15 protein-coding genes are annotated in these 15569 nt (G+C 69.8%); 5 read left to right on the top strand and 10 right to left on the bottom strand.

The window, feature by feature from the left end:
• Positions 1-60: 60 nt before the first annotated feature.
• Positions 61-651 (top strand): hypothetical protein, encoded by a 591-nt coding sequence (locus tag M1E25_RS21245; protein WP_251418226.1) that lies wholly within the window; start codon positions 61-63, stop codon positions 649-651.
• A gap of 20 nt (positions 652-671) precedes the next feature.
• On the opposite strand, the gene M1E25_RS21240 is transcribed toward M1E25_RS21245, so the two are convergent.
• From M1E25_RS21240 to M1E25_RS21220, 5 genes are all read right to left on the bottom strand, one after another.
• Positions 672-992 (bottom strand): hypothetical protein, encoded by a 321-nt coding sequence (locus M1E25_RS21240; RefSeq protein ID WP_251418141.1) that lies wholly within the window; start codon positions 990-992, stop codon positions 672-674.
• A complete protein-coding gene (mycP, locus tag M1E25_RS21235) occupies positions 985-2193 on the bottom strand; it encodes a type VII secretion-associated serine protease mycosin (protein ID WP_251418139.1) in 1209 nt (402 codons plus the stop codon). Before mycP ends, M1E25_RS21240 begins: the two co-directional genes overlap by 8 nt.
• 206 nt (positions 2194-2399) lie before the next feature.
• The gene (locus M1E25_RS21230) at positions 2400-2693 is read right to left on the bottom strand and encodes a WXG100 family type VII secretion target (protein WP_251418137.1); all 294 of its coding nucleotides are present in this window, start codon (positions 2691-2693) and stop codon (positions 2400-2402) included.
• Between the two features lie 73 nt (positions 2694-2766).
• The gene (locus M1E25_RS21225; RefSeq protein WP_251418135.1) at positions 2767-3090 is read right to left on the bottom strand and encodes a WXG100 family type VII secretion target; all 324 of its coding nucleotides are present in this window, start codon (positions 3088-3090) and stop codon (positions 2767-2769) included.
• A 214-nt stretch (positions 3091-3304) separates the two neighbouring features.
• The gene (locus M1E25_RS21220) at positions 3305-4894 is read right to left on the bottom strand and encodes a type VII secretion protein EccB (protein ID WP_251418133.1); all 1590 of its coding nucleotides are present in this window, start codon (positions 4892-4894) and stop codon (positions 3305-3307) included.
• 315 nt (positions 4895-5209) lie between these two features.
• Here M1E25_RS21220 and eccE point away from each other — a divergent pair, with 315 nt between their 5' ends.
• The 4 genes from eccE (at position 5210) to M1E25_RS21200 (ending at position 10528) form a co-directional block, all read left to right on the top strand.
• The gene (gene eccE / locus M1E25_RS21215) at positions 5210-6421 is read left to right on the top strand and encodes a type VII secretion protein EccE (RefSeq protein ID WP_372501242.1); all 1212 of its coding nucleotides are present in this window, start codon (positions 5210-5212) and stop codon (positions 6419-6421) included.
• Complete coding sequence (locus tag M1E25_RS21210; protein ID WP_251418131.1) at positions 6421-7251, top strand: hypothetical protein; 831 nt, start codon at positions 6421-6423, stop codon at positions 7249-7251. The genes eccE and M1E25_RS21210 overlap by 1 nt, the downstream gene beginning before the upstream one ends.
• Before the next feature lie 232 nt (positions 7252-7483).
• On the top strand, positions 7484-10117 hold the full coding sequence (locus M1E25_RS21205) for an SCO5717 family growth-regulating ATPase (protein WP_251418129.1): 2634 nt from the start codon (positions 7484-7486) through the stop codon (positions 10115-10117).
• Positions 10118-10252: 135 nt separating this feature from the next.
• The gene (locus M1E25_RS21200; protein ID WP_251418126.1) at positions 10253-10528 is read left to right on the top strand and encodes a DUF2087 domain-containing protein; all 276 of its coding nucleotides are present in this window, start codon (positions 10253-10255) and stop codon (positions 10526-10528) included.
• 47 nt (positions 10529-10575) lie between these two features.
• Here the strand turns inward: M1E25_RS21200 and M1E25_RS21195 are convergent, their stop codons facing one another.
• From M1E25_RS21195 to infB, 5 genes are all read right to left on the bottom strand, one after another.
• Positions 10576-11529 (bottom strand): bifunctional riboflavin kinase/FAD synthetase, encoded by a 954-nt coding sequence (locus tag M1E25_RS21195; protein ID WP_251418123.1) that lies wholly within the window; start codon positions 11527-11529, stop codon positions 10576-10578.
• Between the two features lie 138 nt (positions 11530-11667).
• Positions 11668-12606, bottom strand: a complete 939-nt coding sequence (gene truB / locus M1E25_RS21190; protein WP_251418120.1) for a tRNA pseudouridine(55) synthase TruB — start codon at positions 12604-12606, stop codon at positions 11668-11670.
• On the bottom strand, positions 12603-13055 hold the full coding sequence (gene rbfA, locus M1E25_RS21185; protein WP_251418117.1) for a 30S ribosome-binding factor RbfA: 453 nt from the start codon (positions 13053-13055) through the stop codon (positions 12603-12605). Before rbfA ends, truB begins: the two co-directional genes overlap by 4 nt.
• A 57-nt stretch (positions 13056-13112) precedes the next feature.
• A complete protein-coding gene (locus M1E25_RS21180) occupies positions 13113-13409 on the bottom strand; it encodes a DUF503 domain-containing protein (RefSeq protein ID WP_251418114.1) in 297 nt (98 codons plus the stop codon).
• A gap of 142 nt (positions 13410-13551) precedes the next feature.
• The coding region (infB, locus tag M1E25_RS21175) for a translation initiation factor IF-2 (RefSeq protein ID WP_251418111.1) at positions 13552-15569 on the bottom strand (2018 nt) is incomplete at its 5' end.

Raw genomic sequence — 15569 nt, 5'->3', positions numbered from 1 at the left:
GGCAGCTTGAAGTGCAGCCTCCTTACCCGCCGACAGCGAACCCGAGTTGTTCTCCAGCGCTTGTCGAGTGCTGGCCCCGGCTGCCAGGTCGCGCTTGAGCCCCTCGTCGCTCCGGCCGACGTCGACGCCGAACATCTTGGCACCGCCGTACACAATCGCGCTGCCACCAGGAACCCCGCCTGCGAGTGCAGCCGCTGCGCCGCCCGGGCTGGTCGCAGTGTCAGTGCCCCAGTCCCATGCCCTTTCGGCGATATTCGGCTCTTCGACCGCGCTTACCGCATCGACTGCTGCCTGCAGGGCACCGGCCACAGCGCCCATGGCCTGGGAGGCGTTCTGTACCTCCGCCGCTCCCTCGCTGATGTTCTGGCTGATCTCGATCGCCCGTTTGCGGAAGCGGTCGGCGGACTTGCCGTGCCAGGTCTCCAGGACCTTGTTCACGGCCTTCTCGAACTTTTGCTGAATGCCGTGCTCACCGACGAGCTCTTCCTGGATGGCCGCGTAGTGCTGGCTGACTTCTTTCACCAGGCCGGGGTTGGCTCCGGCGACCATCGCCTTGAGCTCTTTCAGCCCCATCTCGTTGAAGCTCGTGTCGAAGTCGACACCCCTGATCGGATCACCCTGACCCATCTTTCAGCCCCCATTTCCGTCTGATGTTGTCTTCGGCCCAGCTCTTACGACAGATCCTTGGGCTTGACGGAGTTCGCGGTCTCGGCGTCGTCGTACGCGCCCCGCGTCTTCTCCGTCTTCTTGCCGAAGTCGTCGATGAGGTCCTCGATCTTCTTCAGGATCTCGTCCTCGATCTTCGCCTTGGTCTCGGCATGCTCCTGATAGAGCTCTGCCTCCTCGGAAAAGCCCTTCCCCAACGCCCCTTTCGGGATGTAGGTGTTGTGCTTCGCCTTGCTCCTCGGCCCGCCCATGTCCTTCAGGACCTGGTTGAGCTCCTTGACCACCTGGTCAAGGGCGCTGAGGTCCACCCCGTACTGCTCAGCCACTGTTGGCCTCCCCGTGAGAGCTGGTTGAAGTCTTGCGGCGCCAGTCGCGGATCGCCACGCCCGAGCCGACGATGAGGCCGATGGCGAGCAGCCCGGCCGTGAAGACATACACCCCGTAGCGGGTACGCCGCTCCTGCGGCGTCTCGCCGATGATCAGGTGGGCCGGTTTGATGTGCGCGGCGCCGGCGTCGTTGCGCGCTGTGTCCGGGGTGGGCTCGGCGGTCGGCGTCGTGTCGTCGCTCATCGCGGCCACCGGATCGACGACGCCCCAGCCGATGTTGTCGGTCCGCCCCGGCTCCACCCGGTCCGCGGTCTGCTCCATGTGCCAGATGATCTGGTCCGGCGTCCACTTCGGGTTCTTCGCCTTCAGCAGAGCCGCGACACCCGCAGCATAGGGTGCGGCGAAGCTGGTGCCCTGGTCGACGCAGTGGCCGCCGCCCGGAACGGTCGAGACCATGTCGACGCCCGGTGCTGCGATGTCGACGTGCTCGCCCGCCTGCGAGAACCCGGCGCGCTCGTTGCTGCGGTCGGACGCCGCCACGCCCAGCACGCCCTCGAACGCCGCCGGATAGGTGTCCTTCTGCTCGCCGCTGGCACCGTCGTTGCCGGCGGAGGCGACGATCAGGACATTGGCCGCCCGGGCCTTGTTGATCGCCTGTTCCAGGATCGAGTTCGGCGGCAGCGCCTGCGTCGTTCCCTGGGAGATGTTGATGATGTCGGCGCCCTGGGCAATGGCGTAGTTGATCGCCTTCACCATCGTGCCGACATTGCCGTGCTGCTCGTCGTCGTTCTGCCGGATCGGGATGATCGTCGCCTCGGGGGCGATGCCGAAGAAACCCACGGACTTGATCTTGCGCGCGGCGATGATGCCTGCGACCTTCGTGCCGTGCCCGACGGTGTCGTTGGTGCCGTCGCCCTTCCCGATGAAGTCCTTGCCGCCGACGAGGTTGGCGCCGATCTGGCGGTTGGTCCTGCTCACCCCGGTGTCGATGACCGCGACCTTGACACCCTTGCCCTTGGTGTCGGCCCACATCTGGTCGGTGAGCAGCCGCTGGAGCGACCACGGCGTGCCCTTGATCGAGCCGGCTTGGACGTTGCACTGTCCGTTGTCGAGCCTCGTGCCGGTGCCCGTCCCCGGGTCAGCGGCGGCCGGTGCGGCAACGGCGCAGGACAGGCCGAGGGCGCACAGCGCAGCGGCCATCGCGCGCCGAGCATGCACGCGGCGCCCGGATCGGAGTCCGGCTCGTTTTCCGACGACGTGGGATCCCACGGTGTTCCTGCTCCCCCTCGGCATGTGCCGCAGCGTCACGATTCGGTCAACGGAAACGAGGGCGAGCGCACCAGTCGCAGCGCGCCCGCCCTCGCTATCACTGGGCAAGCCGGTGAGGGCTGCCAGTCGTCCTGTTGTCAGCTGCCCCAGATGTTGGCGTTCTGGGACTCGGTGGACTGGTAGTTCTGAGCGGCCGTGTCGAGCGCCTTGGCGATGGCCTCGAGCGTGGCGTGCAGGGACGCGGCGCGCTTGTCCCACTCGGCCTGCTTGGCGCGGTAGCCCTCCTGGGCCGCACCTTCCCAGGTCTGGGCGATCTTCTTGACGCCCGACTCGAGCTCGTCGAGCTGGGACTTGATGTTGCCTGCGGTGGCGCGGACGTCGGTAGCGCCCTGAGAGATCGTCGAGAAATTGACGAGGATCTGGCCGGACATGGTGTCTCCTCGGGGAGTCGGTGAGGTCGATGCGTTCAGCGGAGTGCGTACGCCGGACGGCGACGCGGCTCCGTCATCCGAACGGCGAGGCCGAAGCGCCGGCGTTCGAGACGATCGACTGCTGCTCCTCCTCGGAGGCCACGTAGTTCTTCGTGGTCTGGTCGATCGCTTCCTTGATCTCCCCGAGGATCTGGTTGAGCTTGTTCGCGTCCTCGTTGACCTGCGTCTGCATGTTGTTGTAGGCGGTGGCCGCTGCGCCCTTCCACCCGCCGGTCAGGGTGTCGATCACCGTCTGCAGACGCTTGATCTCGCCCTGGATCGAGCTGTTGACCGTGGAGATGCGGTTGCTGAACGCAACCATCTCCGCCTCGGTCGTAGTGAATTGCTGACCAGCCATAAGTCAACGTCCCCCATGAGACTCGAACCTCACTGCGCGCCACCCGAGAACGGCCGCACGCCGACATCGCCTTCCGATGCCTGCCTTCACCATAGCCACCCCGTCCGACGGAGCCCAACGGGGTAAGCCGATTGTCACCGGTTCACTACATTCGCCAACTGGACGGCGCTGCAACGATTTCGAACCGGAATCGAGGCGTCCGAACCGCTCGCGATCAGGAACTCTGCGGCCGCTTCGCCTCGGTCACGTTCAGGGACGGCCCGGCCGAGAGCAGCCGCGACCACTCCTTGGGCACCAGCGGCGGGCTGGCGATGGCGCCATACCCCAGCCGGATCTGGGACTGGTTCTTGTCCTTGGCGTCGTTGCCCGTCGTCGTCGAACTGTCGTTGTTGACCGGGATCGAGTAGCGCAGACCGGTGTCCGTCACCAGGAACAGCGAGCCGTCGGTGGACTTGCCCATCGTCTCCTTGTAGAGCAGGCCGCTGCCGGAACTGACGTACGAGCTGCTGCCCTCGGCGATCGGCGCAGGGTAGTCCTTGCCGGCCCAGGTGGTCATCTCCGGGAAGCCCGTGGATACGCCGCCGATGGTCTTTTCGCCGCCGTAGTAGACGCTGCAGACGACCGAGTCACCCCCCGCCTCGGGGGAGTTCGCCGCACTGGTCGCCTCCTTCGGCCACACCAGTTTGTGGCCGCCCAGCTCCTCGAGGAACTGCGGCTTGTCCGGCGTCACGCTGGCTCGGCCGACGCGGATGGCCTCCGGGTCCTCACCCGGGTATGCGGTCCTGCCGATCGGCCCCTCCAGCAGGAGCTTCGCCACGAAATCGGAGACCGGAGCGACTCCGTCGTCGAGCACCACGAAGTGGTCCCCATCGGCCTCCAGCACCTTGCCGACGGTCCGGTGCTGCTCGTCGACACCGGTGGTGGACGATCGTCCGCCCGGGTTCTTCACCAGCGGAAAGAAAATCGGCACCGGGGCCTGGATCAGGCTGTCCAGCCATTCCTGGCTGACCTGCTGGGGCTGGGCCTGCTTGAACAGGATGCCCTCCATCGTCTGGTCGAACTGCTCCGCGTTCCCCACGGACTGGCCGAGCTTGCGGGCGTACCAGGTCGCGTCCAGCCGGTGCGCGACACCCTGCTGATCGACCAGATACTTCTTCTCGTCCGGCGTCTGGACGAAGAGCGAGTGGTGGCCGTCCACCTTGCCCTTGCTGGTGTCCGTCAGCTTCTTGCGGTGGCCGTCCTTGTCGCTGAGGACGAACACCGCACGCTGGGACCTGGCACCTTCACCGACACCCGGCCGCTCGCACAGCGCCCAGGTCTTCTTCGCCCGGGCCTCGTCCACGCTGGGGAGCCGGTCGGGCGCGTACGGGATACCGATCATCGGGCCGTGGGGCGGCGCACCGCGTCCGTCCAGCACCGACTCCTTGACCTTGAGGACGTCGGCGTTCTCCTTGAGCAGCAGCCGGGCCGAGGCGAGGTTCATGACCGGGTGCAGCTGCGTCTTGGCGCGCCCCTGCCGGTCCTTCTCGCCGGTGTTCAGGACGACGTAGCGAGTGGTGGACTCGTCGCCGACGATCACGTGCGCATACGCCTTGTCCCAGTCCTTGGGAGCCGCGGGCTTGATGAGACCGCAGGCGCCGAAACCGGCGAGGATCACCATGCCGAGGACGACGGAGGGGAGAACGGTGCGCACCGGGCGTGGAGCGCTCTCCATGGAGCCGTTGGGCAACGGCTTCAGAAATGAAGCAACCGTCCGTTTGCGTGCGAAGCTGTACGCATTCAGCTCGTCCCGACGTGATGCCATGGTCGCCTTGTCTCCCCGCCTCTTGGATCCAACCAGTGACCGCCCCCGGCTACGGGGCCGATGCGCCCTCTACTATGCCGGGTGTGGTGATCGCCCCGTACGGTACGGGGGCCGCGTCACCAGGCGCCAGCCGAAGCGTCGACCGCCTCAGCACCGAGGCCAGACAACAGAGGAGCGGGCCGGGGGATGTCCAACGCCACCAGGAGTCGAAGCCGCGTCGGACGGCAGCGGCAGCCTGTCGATGCCAACCGTCAGGGACCACCTGGAGCAGTTCCGGGCAGTGGTCTGCAGGAGCCGCCGCGGGCATCGGGGTCCGTGACACCCCGTCTGCGTCCGCAGACCGGCCGTATCGGCGGCATGCGGGTGCAGCAACTCGTGCTCATCGAGGTGGCGGCCGCCGTGCTGCTGGTGGGCTTCGCCGTCCATCCGCTCGCGCTCATCGGTGCGGCGGTCATCGCGGGGGCCCTCGTCATCGTCGCGGTGGGCCGGCGGCGGCGGATCCCACTGCCGGAGTGGATCGCCACCGTGCGGGCCATGAAGCGCCGCCGGATCGGTACAGAACCGGTGCCGCCGGGCGTGGAGTCGGCCCTGGCGCCGGTCGTCGAAGCCGACCCGAGCCTGCGGACGTACGAGTACATCGACCGCAATCAGCGGCCGATCGGTTTCGTCGGCGACGGCACCTTTCTGACCGCTCTGGTCCTGGTGGAGGCGCGGGACGAACCGCTGCGCCCGGCGGCAGGCAGCCGTCCGCTTCCGCTGCACCTGCTGCATGCCTCGCTCGACGTCGAGGACATCCACCTCGAATCGGTCCAGTTCGTGCAGTACACCCAGCCCGCACCGGCGCCGCACCTGCCCGAACAGGCCGTGGCCGCACGCTCGTACGCGCCGCTCCAGGCCCAGACCCAGACCCCGGCGGTCCAGGTGTCGTGGATCGCGCTGAAGCTGGATCCCGAACTGTGCCCGGAGGCCATCGAGGCCCGCGGCGGCGGCCTCGGCGGCGCCCAGCGCTCTCTGCTGCGCGCCGCCGACCAGCTGGCCGGCCGCCTGAACGGCCTGGGCCTGCGGGCCGACGTGCTGGAGGAGCGGGACGTGGTGACCGCGCTCGGCACCTCGGCCTGCGTCAACCCCCGCGTGACCAGCGGGGCCGTGGACCGCAGCGGCCGGGCGACGCTTCGCACCCAGGAGACGGTGCGCGCCTGGCGGTGCGACGACCGGTGGCACACGACGTACTGGATCCGCAGCTGGCCCCAACTGGGCCCGGGGGGTGCCCCGTTGGCGGGCATCGCTTCCCTGCTGAGGGGCACGCGGGCGATGGCCAGCACGTTCAGCCTCACCGCCACGCGGAACGGGAACGCGCCCGGACTCTCCGGCCACGTCCGGCTGTCATGCCGCAGCGAGAACGAACTCGAAGCCGCACGGCGGGAATTGGAGCGTCGCGCCGGCTCGGTCAAGGTGGGCCTGGTCCGCCTGGACCGCGAGCAGCTGCCCGGCGTCCTCGCCACGCTCCCCCTCGGAGGTACCCGCTGATGCCCGCTCCCAGCTACCCGCCGCGTGCCGACTGGGGCAACCGGAACGACTGGAGCAACCGGCCCGGCCGGCCGACGCACCTGCCCACGCCCGAGCCGGAGCTGCCGCAGGATCACCTTCCGGAGCAGCAACTGCGTCCCGGTTACGGCCTCCGCGGCCCCCGTCGGGACCGGCACGTGCTGCCGGCCGAGTCGCTCGGCGGCCTCAGCCTCCCGGTGGGCGAGGACGGGCTCGTCATCGGCGTGGATCCGCAGAACCAGCCCGCAGTGCTGAGTCTGCTGCGGCCGAAGCCGCTGGACGTTGTGCTCGTGGGCAGCATGTGGCTGGCCCAGTTGCTCGCCCTGCGCACGGTCGCGGTGGGCGCGCGGATCGCGGTGGAATCCGCACGGCCCCCGGCCTGGGGCCAGATGGCGCAGGCCGCCGGCGGCGGCCAGCAGTGCGTGTCCGTCCACGACGTCCGGCAGATCGCACCGCAGGGGCCGTCGGTCTCCAGTCCGGTGCTGGTGGTGCGGGACTGCGGGGCGCAGCCGCCGCGCAACCAACTGGCGCCCAGTCCCTGGCAGTCCGTGATGACGCTGCTGCCGTTCCTGGGGCCGAAGGCACCGCGGCTGCTCGCCCGGGCCGACCTGGTGGGCCTGCAGCGTCTGTCACCGCAGGAAACCGAGGTCGTCACCCGCATCATGCGGCTGCCACGCGATGTCGCGGCCGCGCTGCCGAGTCTGAGCGACAACGCGATGCTGTGGTGCACGCGGGACCACCAGCAGTTCGTTCTGGTCCAGCCGACCGACGCGGAGACCGGACTGCTGGGCGCCGCGCGGCGCATGGACTGACGCCGGTCCGAGTCGCCCTGGGCCGGGGAGCCGTCACGGGCCGGTTCCTCGGCTGCGGTTCTGCGCGTCGAATGATTAGTCTGTCTGGAAGCGGCAGGGAGACGCCGGGACGCCGGAAACGGGGGGATCCGTCGATGCAACTCGATTCGGTGTGCCCACAAGGCCGCAACGACCGAATGATCCGCCTGTATCCGGTCCTGCCGTTCAGGTGCGTTTCAGTGCAGGAGGCACAGTGAACAGCGATCAGGACGACCTCCGTCCCGACGGGACCTACTCCGACGAGGAACGGGATGTCGAGCTGACGGGGGAGTTCAAGCTCGATTTCGCCGCGCCGGACTGGTACGCACAGAACAGCAATGACACCGGCGGCGGTTCGTCCGGCGGGCCCGCGGCCGGCCCTCCCCCACCCGTCGGCACCCCGTTGCCGTACTCGGGGCCGCCGTCGTACCCGGGGCCGAATGTGCCCGCGCAGCCCGGGCCGCCCGTCCCACCGAGCACGCCGGCGGCACCGCAGGCCCCCGTGAGCACGCCGCAGGCGGATTCGGGTTCCGTTCCCGCGGCGAGCGCCTCCGAGGCGCCGCCGTTCTCCACGCCGGCGGCCGGAAGCCCGCCGCCGCCCGCGTTCCCCATGCTCAGGCCGGTGGACCCGGAGGACGCTCCGGCGGCCTCGGTGCCCGGACCGCGCGACGCGGCAACCCCGCCGGCCGAACCGCAGGCCCCCGCACCCGATTCCGGTACGGCCGATGCTCCGGACGACGATGCCGCGTCCTCCGAGCCCACGGGACCACGGATGCGGACCGGCACCGGAGTGGACCCGTCGGCCGATCTCTGGGGAGACGACGAGTCGGATGAAGCGGACGAACCATCCGCTTCTGCTGTGACTGCCGACGACCACGCCGGGGGCAGTGAGCAGCGCGGGGCGGACGGCGAGGCCGCTCCGGCGTCCACCTCACCGGCCTCGCCCGGCCCGGCCGACGTCTCCGCCGGAGTTCCGCAGCAGCAGACACCCGGCCCGCAGGCGCAGCAGCCCCATCAGGGTGCGCCGTGGATGCCTCCCGCCGAGGGACAGTCGGGTGCGGTGCCGCCGCTTCCGCCGAACTACCAGGCCGCGCAGCCACAGCCGCAGCAGCCCCAGCAGGGGGTCCAGGTGCAGCCGCAGGGGGTCCAGCCCGGCTACGGCGCCCCGCTGCCCCAGCAGCAGATGCCGCAGGGAAGTTACGGCTACCCGGGCCAGGCCCCGGCGGGGTACGGCTATCCGCAGGCCGGCATGCCGCCCCACGCCGGACAGCAGACGCCCGACCCGCAGCAACAGCCGCACCAGCAGCAACCCCCGGCCGCCCAACCACAGCCGCAGCAGCCCATGCCGCAGAGCGGTTACGGCTACCCGCAGCAGCCGCAGGCCGGATACGGCTATCCGCAGGCCGGCATGCCGCCCCACGCCGGACAGCAGGCGCCCAACCCGCAGCAACAGCCGCACCAGCAGCAACCCCCGGCCGCCCAACCACAGCCGCAGCAGCCCATGCCGCAGGGTGCGGACCCGCGGGCGGACGGATGGGCCACATCGCCCGGTCAGCAGCAGCGTTCCGCGCCCGGTGCGCCCCTCGGTTACAGCGCCGCGGTGGAGCTCACCTCGGACCGGCTCATGCGCAACCAGCCCAAGCGCAGGAAGCCCGGGGCGAACGCACAGCCTTCCCGCTTCAAGATCGGGGCGAAGAAGGAAGAGGCAGAGCGCCAGCGGAAGTTGGAGCTGATCCGGACGCCGGTGCTCTCCTGCTACCGGATCGCCGTCATCAGCCTCAAGGGCGGCGTCGGCAAGACGACGACCACCACCGCTCTCGGTGCGACGCTCGCATCGGAGCGCCAGGACAAGATCCTCGCGATCGACGCGAACCCGGATGCCGGCACGCTCGGCCGCCGGGTGCGCCGCGAGACCGGTGCCACGATCCGTGACCTGGTGCAGAACATCCCGCACCTGAACAGCTACATGGACATCCGCCGGTTCACCTCGCAGGCGCCCTCCGGGCTGGAGATCCTCGCCAACGACGTGGACCCGGCCGTCTCGACGACGTTCAACGACGACGACTACCGCCGCGCCATCGACGTTCTGGGCCGCCAGTACCCGGTCATTCTCACGGACTCGGGGACGGGGCTCCTCTACAGCGCCATGCGCGGAGTGCTCGACCTGGCGCACCAGTTGATCATCATCTCGACGCCGTCCGTGGACGGCGCGAGCAGCGCGAGCACCACGCTCGACTGGCTGTCGGCCCACGGGTACGCGGATCTGGTGCAACGGAGCATCACCGTGATCTCGGGTGTGCGCGAGACCGGAAAAATGATCAAGGTCGAGGACATCGTGTCCCACTTCGAGACCCGCTGCCGCGGCGTGGTCGTCGTCCCGTTCGACGAGCACCTGTCGGCGGGTGCCGAGGTCGACCTGGACATGATGCGGCCCAGGACCCGCGAGGCGTACTTCCACCTCTCGGCAATGGTGGCCGAGGACTTCCCGCGCGTGCAGCAGGGGCACGGGATGTGGCAGGGCGACGGGCAGGCTGCGCCGGTGGGCCCGCCGCAGCCGTACGGACAGTACCCCGGCCACCCGCAGCACCAGGGCGCCCAGGCCCAGCAGATCGATCCGCGGACCGGTCAGCCGGTGCAGCAGGAGCACCCGCAGCAGGGTGGCCAGTGGCACCAGCAGGGGCAGCAGGGGGTGCCGCCGCAGCAGAGCTCCGGCGGCGCCGTCCCGGCCGGCTGGACCCAGCAACCGCAGGGTGAACAGCCCCCCCAGCAGGGGCAGTTCCCGCCCGGCCAGGGCTGGCAGCAGCAGGGCTACGGCTATCCGCAACAAGGGCAGCCTCCCCAGCAGTGACGTGACACGCAGTGATGCGGGAGGGGACCGGGGCCGCAGCGGCGTACCCTCGGCCCCCTCCCCCGCTCTTCCGGTCGGCCGGTCCCGCCGGAATATGCGTTGCCGTGCGGGGACCGGCGCGCGATGCTTCCCCTCATGACGGAGCAACGAAGCACCGGTTCGCAGGACGTGTCCGCTCTCTTCTCGCGAGGGCGGCTGACAGTTCTGCCCCGCAGGACCGCCCGCCGCGAGCAGCTGCTCACGCACCTGGCGGAAACGCTGTTCGAACGGAACCGGGACTACAGCGAGCGCGAGGTCAACGAGGCCCTGCTCACCGTCCACGACGACTGCTCGTCACTGCGCCGCTACCTCGTCTCCGGGGGGCGGTTGACGCGGGCCAGGGACGGCAGCGTTTACCGGCGGGCCGTCTGAGGGGATCCCCCGAGGAGAGCCGACGAGCCTGCCGCGGGTCGTGACGCTCACGTCCCGGAGCGCTCGCCGACCAGCTCACGTGCCCGCTTCACGTCGTCAGCCATGCGTTCCGTCAGTGCGTCGAGGGTGTCGAACTTCTCCTGACCGCGCAGATAGGCCAGGAACTCCACGGCCACGTGCAGTCCGTACAGTTCGAGACCGACGCGGTCGATCGCGTAGGCCTCGACCGTGCGCTCGGTGCCGTCGAACTGCGGGTTGGTGCCCACGGAGATCGCCGCGGGCATCGACTCGCCGTCCACCTCGAGCCAGCCGGCGTACACGCCGTCGGCGGGGATAGCGGTGTGGGGCAGCGTCTCCACGTTCGCGGTCGGACAGCCGAGCTCACGCCCGCGCTGTGCACCGCGCACCACCACGCCCTCGACCCGGTGCGGACGGCCCAGGACCTCCAGGGCTCCCGCCATGTCGCCCTCGGCCACCAGCCGGCGGACCAGCGTCGAGGAGAACGGTTCGCCGCCGCCGGCCTCACCCCGCACGAACAGGTCGACGACCTCGACGGTGAAGTCGTAGGTCTTTCCCATCTCGGCGAGGAAGGCCATGTCGCCCGCGGCCTTGTGCCCGAAGCGGAAGTTGGGGCCCTCCACGACGGCCTGTGCGTGCAGTTTGTCCGCGAGGACCTTGACGACGAAGTCGGCCGGCGACAGCTTGGAGAACTCCGCGGTGAACGGCAGAACGAGCACCGCGTCGACCCCGAGGCCGGCCATCAGTTCGGCGCGGCGGTGATGCGGGGCGAGCAGTGGCGGGTGGCTGCCCGGCCGGACGACCTCGCTCGGGTGCGGGTCGAAGGTGACGACGACCGACGGCACGCCCAGTTCGCGTGCACGGGCGACCGCCCGCCCGATGATCAGCTGGTGTCCTCGGTGCACGCCGTCGTAGGAGCCGATGGTGACGACGCTGCGTCCCCAGCCGTCGGGGATGTCCTCCAAGCCACGCCAGCGCTGCACTGTGACCGCTCCTCGCCCGAACCGTGTGATGTGAATCGAATGCGCAGATCCAAGACTGCCATGCCGCCGTTCCCCGACCGGCACCGGCATCGCATCCAACCTGGGGCGATACCGGCCTGCGGGAAGCCGGCCCGGAGGTCAGACAAAAACGGCCAGGCTCTTGGCCCGGCCCTGTGCCTCCTCCACCAGGGCCAGGAAACGGCCGTCCGGGTCGAAGACCGCGATCGGGCCGCCGCTGCCCAGGCCCGGGGCCGTCAGCCGCACGCCGTTGCCCAGCAGTCGTGCCTGCTCGGCGTCCACGTCCCAGCGCGGGAACGCCGCCGCGGCGGCCTCGGCAATGGGCATGATGCACGGTCCGAAGCCTTCGGGGCTGTCGGCGGCGGCCTGCATCTGCTCGAGTGTGCGGGCGTCCTTGATCCCGTACGGGCCGACCCGGGTGCGTCGCAGGGCGGTGAGGTGGCCGCCGACGCCGAGCCCGGCGCCCAGGTCGCGGGCGAGCGCGCGGATGTACGTGCCGGACGAACAGACGACCGTGGCGTCCAGGTCGAGGACCGGGGTACCGTCGGCCGCTTCGGCCGGCCGGACCTCGTGCACCCGGAACGACGGGACGGTGACCGGGCGGGCCTCGAGTTCGAAGTCCTCGCCCTCGCGCACCCGCGAGTAGGAGCGCTTGCCGTCGACCTTGATGGCGCTGACCTTGGACGGCACCTGGAGGATGTCGCCGGTCAGCGCGGCCACACCGGCGTCCAGAGCCGTCCGTTCGATGCCGGACGCCGCCGCGGATCCGGTGATCTCACCCTCGGCGTCGTCCGTCACGGTCGTCTGGCCGAGCCGGATCGTCGCCTCGTACTCCTTTTCGGTGAGCGCGAGATGTCCCAGCAGCCGGGTCGCCTTCTCCACGCCGACCACAAGCACGCCGGTCGCCATCGGATCGAGGGTGCCCGCGTGGCCGACCCGGCGGGTCCGGGCCATGCCACGCGTCTTGGCGACCACGTCGTGGGAGGTGAAACCGGCGGGTTTGTCGATCACGACGAGGCCGTCCGGGGCGGCCGGCCCTCGCTTCTTCCTGCCCGTCATGCCTGTGCGGAGCCCTCGTCCTCGTCGTCCTCGCCGGGCCTGCGGTACGGATCCGCCTCGCCGGCGTACGAGGCGCCGGTGGACGACTCGCGCACCTGCTCGTCCTGGGCCCGGGCCTTGGCGAGCAGGTCGTCGATGGTCCGGGCGTTGTCGGGCAGCGCATCCGGGACGAAGGCCAGCGTGGGGGTGAAACGCACCCCGGTCTGCCTGCCGACCTCAGAGCGCAGCACGCCCTTGGCGCTCTCCAGTGCCGCCGCCGATGCGGCCCGCTCCTCGTCGTCGCCGTAGACCGTGTAGAAGACCGTCGCCTCCCGCAGGTCCCCGGTGACCCGGGCGTCCGTGATCGTCACGAACCCCAGCCGGGGGTCCTTGATACGCCGGTCCAGGGTCTCCGCGACCACGACCTGGATGCGGTCGGCCAGCTTGCGGGCCCGCGCGTTGTCGGTCACCGGTCCGTCTCCTTCTCGTCTTGCATCATGATGCTGGGGTTGGCGACGCGGACCGGGTCAGTCGTCATCGTCGCCGTGGTAGCGCCGTCGTACGGACAGCAGCTCGATCTCCGGCCGGGTAGCGACCCATCGCTCGCACCGGTCCAGGACGTCCGTGACATGGCCGGCGTCCCCCGAGACCACCGCGAGGCCGATCAGGGCCCTGCGATGGAGATCCTGGTCGCCCACCTCGGCCGCGCTCACCGCGTACCTGCGGTGCAGCTCGGCGACGATCGGGCGCACGACGGAGCGTTTCTCCTTCAACGACCGTACGTCGCCGAGGAGCAGATCGAAGGACAGCGTCCCTATGTACATGCAAGTCCGGGTCAAGCCACCCGTGGGGCCTCGTCCTGAGCCCTGCCGGCGCCCGGCAGGGACAGGAAAACCGTACACGCAACGGCCGGGGCCGATCGACGGGAAATCCTCCCGCCGACCGGCCCCGGGCCGTTACGGACGATCAGCCTCGCGGCTTCTCGCGCATCTCGTACGTGGCGATGACGTCGTCGATCTTGATGTCGTTGAAGTTGCCGAGGTTGATACCGCCCTCGTAACCCTCACGAATCTCGGTGACGTCGTCCTTGAAGCGGCGCAGACCCTCGATGTTGAGGTTCTCCGCGACGACCTTGCCGTCACGCAGCAGGCGCGCCTTGGTGTTGCGCCGGACCTCGCCGGAGCGGACCAGGACACCCGCGATGTTGCCGAGCTTGGAGGAGCGGAAGACCTCGCGGATCTCCGCCGTACCGAGCTCGACCTCTTCGTACTCGGGCTTGAGCATGCCCTTGAGGGCCGCCTCGATCTCCTCGATCGCCTGGTAGATGACCGAGTAGTACCGGACGTCGACACCCTCGCGGTCCGCCATCTGCGTCGCACGGCCTTCGGCACGCACGTTGAAGCCGATGACGATCGCGTCGGAGCCGGACGCCAGGTTGATGTCGGACTCCGTGACGGCACCGACGCCGCGGTGCAGCACGCGGATGTCGACCTCTTCACCGACGTCGAGCTGGAGCAGCGAGGACTCGAGAGCCTCGACCGAACCGGACGCGTCGCCCTTGATGATGAGGTTGAGCTGCTGCACCTCGCCGGCCTTGAGCACCTTGTCGAGGTCCTCGAGGGACACCCGGCGGGTGCGCTTGGCGAAGGCGGCGTTCCGCTCGCGGGCGGCACGCTTCTCGGCGATCTGGCGGGCCGTGCGGTCCTCGTCGACGACGAGGAAGTTGTCTCCGGCACCGGGCACGTTGGTCAGACCCAGCACCAGGACGGGGGTCGACGGACCCGCTTCCTGCACGTTGTTGCCCTTGTCGTCGAGCATCGCCCGGACGCGGCCGTAGGCGTCGCCCGCAACCATCGTGTCGCCCACCCGCAGGGTTCCGCGCTGGACCAGCACGGTCGCCACGGCACCGCGGCCGCGGTCGAGGTGGGCCTCGATCGCGATGCCCTGTGCGTCCTGCTCCGCGTTGGCGCGCAGGTCGAGCGCGGCGTCGGCGGTGAGGACGACGGCCTCGAGCAGGCTGTCGATGTTCTGACCCTGCTTGGCGGAGATGTCGACGAACATCGTGTCGCCGCCGTACTCCTCGGCCACCAGGCCGTACTCGGTCAGCTGACCGCGCACCTTGGTCGGGTCGGCACCCTCGACGTCGATCTTGTTGACCGCCACCACGATCGGCACGTCGGCCGCCTTGGCGTGGTTCAGAGCCTCGATCGTCTGCGGCATGACGCCGTCGTTGGCGGCGACCACGAGGATCGCGATGTCGGTCGACTTCGCACCGCGGGCACGCATGGCGGTGAACGCCTCGTGACCCGGGGTGTCGATGAAGGTGATCCGACGGTCCTCGCCGTTGACCTCGGTACCCGCCTGGTAGGCGCCGATGTGCTGGGTGATGCCGCCGGCCTCGCCCGCGATGACGTTCGTCTTGCGGATGGCGTCGAGCAGGCGCGTCTTACCGTGGTCGACGTGACCCATGACGGTCACGACCGGCGGACGGCCGACGAGCATTTCCTCGCCGCCCTCGTTCTCGCCGAACTCGATGTCGAAGGACTCGAGCAGCTCGCGGTCCTCCTCCTCCGGGCTGACGATCTCGACGACGTAGTTCATCTCCTCGGCGAGGAGATGCAGCGTCTCGTCGGACACCGACTGGGTCGCGGTGACCATCTCGCCGAGGTTCATCATCACCGCGACGAGCGACGCCGGGTTGGCGTTGATCTTCTCCGCGAAGTCGGTGAGGGAGGCACCGCGCGACAGGCGGACGGTCTGTCCGTTGCCGCGAGGCAGCATCACACCGCCGACGGACGGGGCCTGCATGGCCTCGTACTCCTGGCGCCTCTGCCGCTTCGACTTGCGGCCACGGCGCGCGGGACCGCCGGGACGACCGAAGGCGCCCTGCGTGCCACCACGGCCACCGGGGCCGCCGGGACGACCGCCGAAACCGGGACGACCGCCGAAGCCGCCGCCACCGGGGCCGCCGGGACGACCGCCGA

The organism is Streptomyces meridianus (genome assembly GCF_023703325.1).
GTDB lineage: Bacteria > Actinomycetota > Actinomycetes > Streptomycetales > Streptomycetaceae > Streptomyces > Streptomyces meridianus.
Note: the sequence above shows the minus strand (reverse complement) of the source record. Positions and strands in the feature narration are given on the sequence as shown.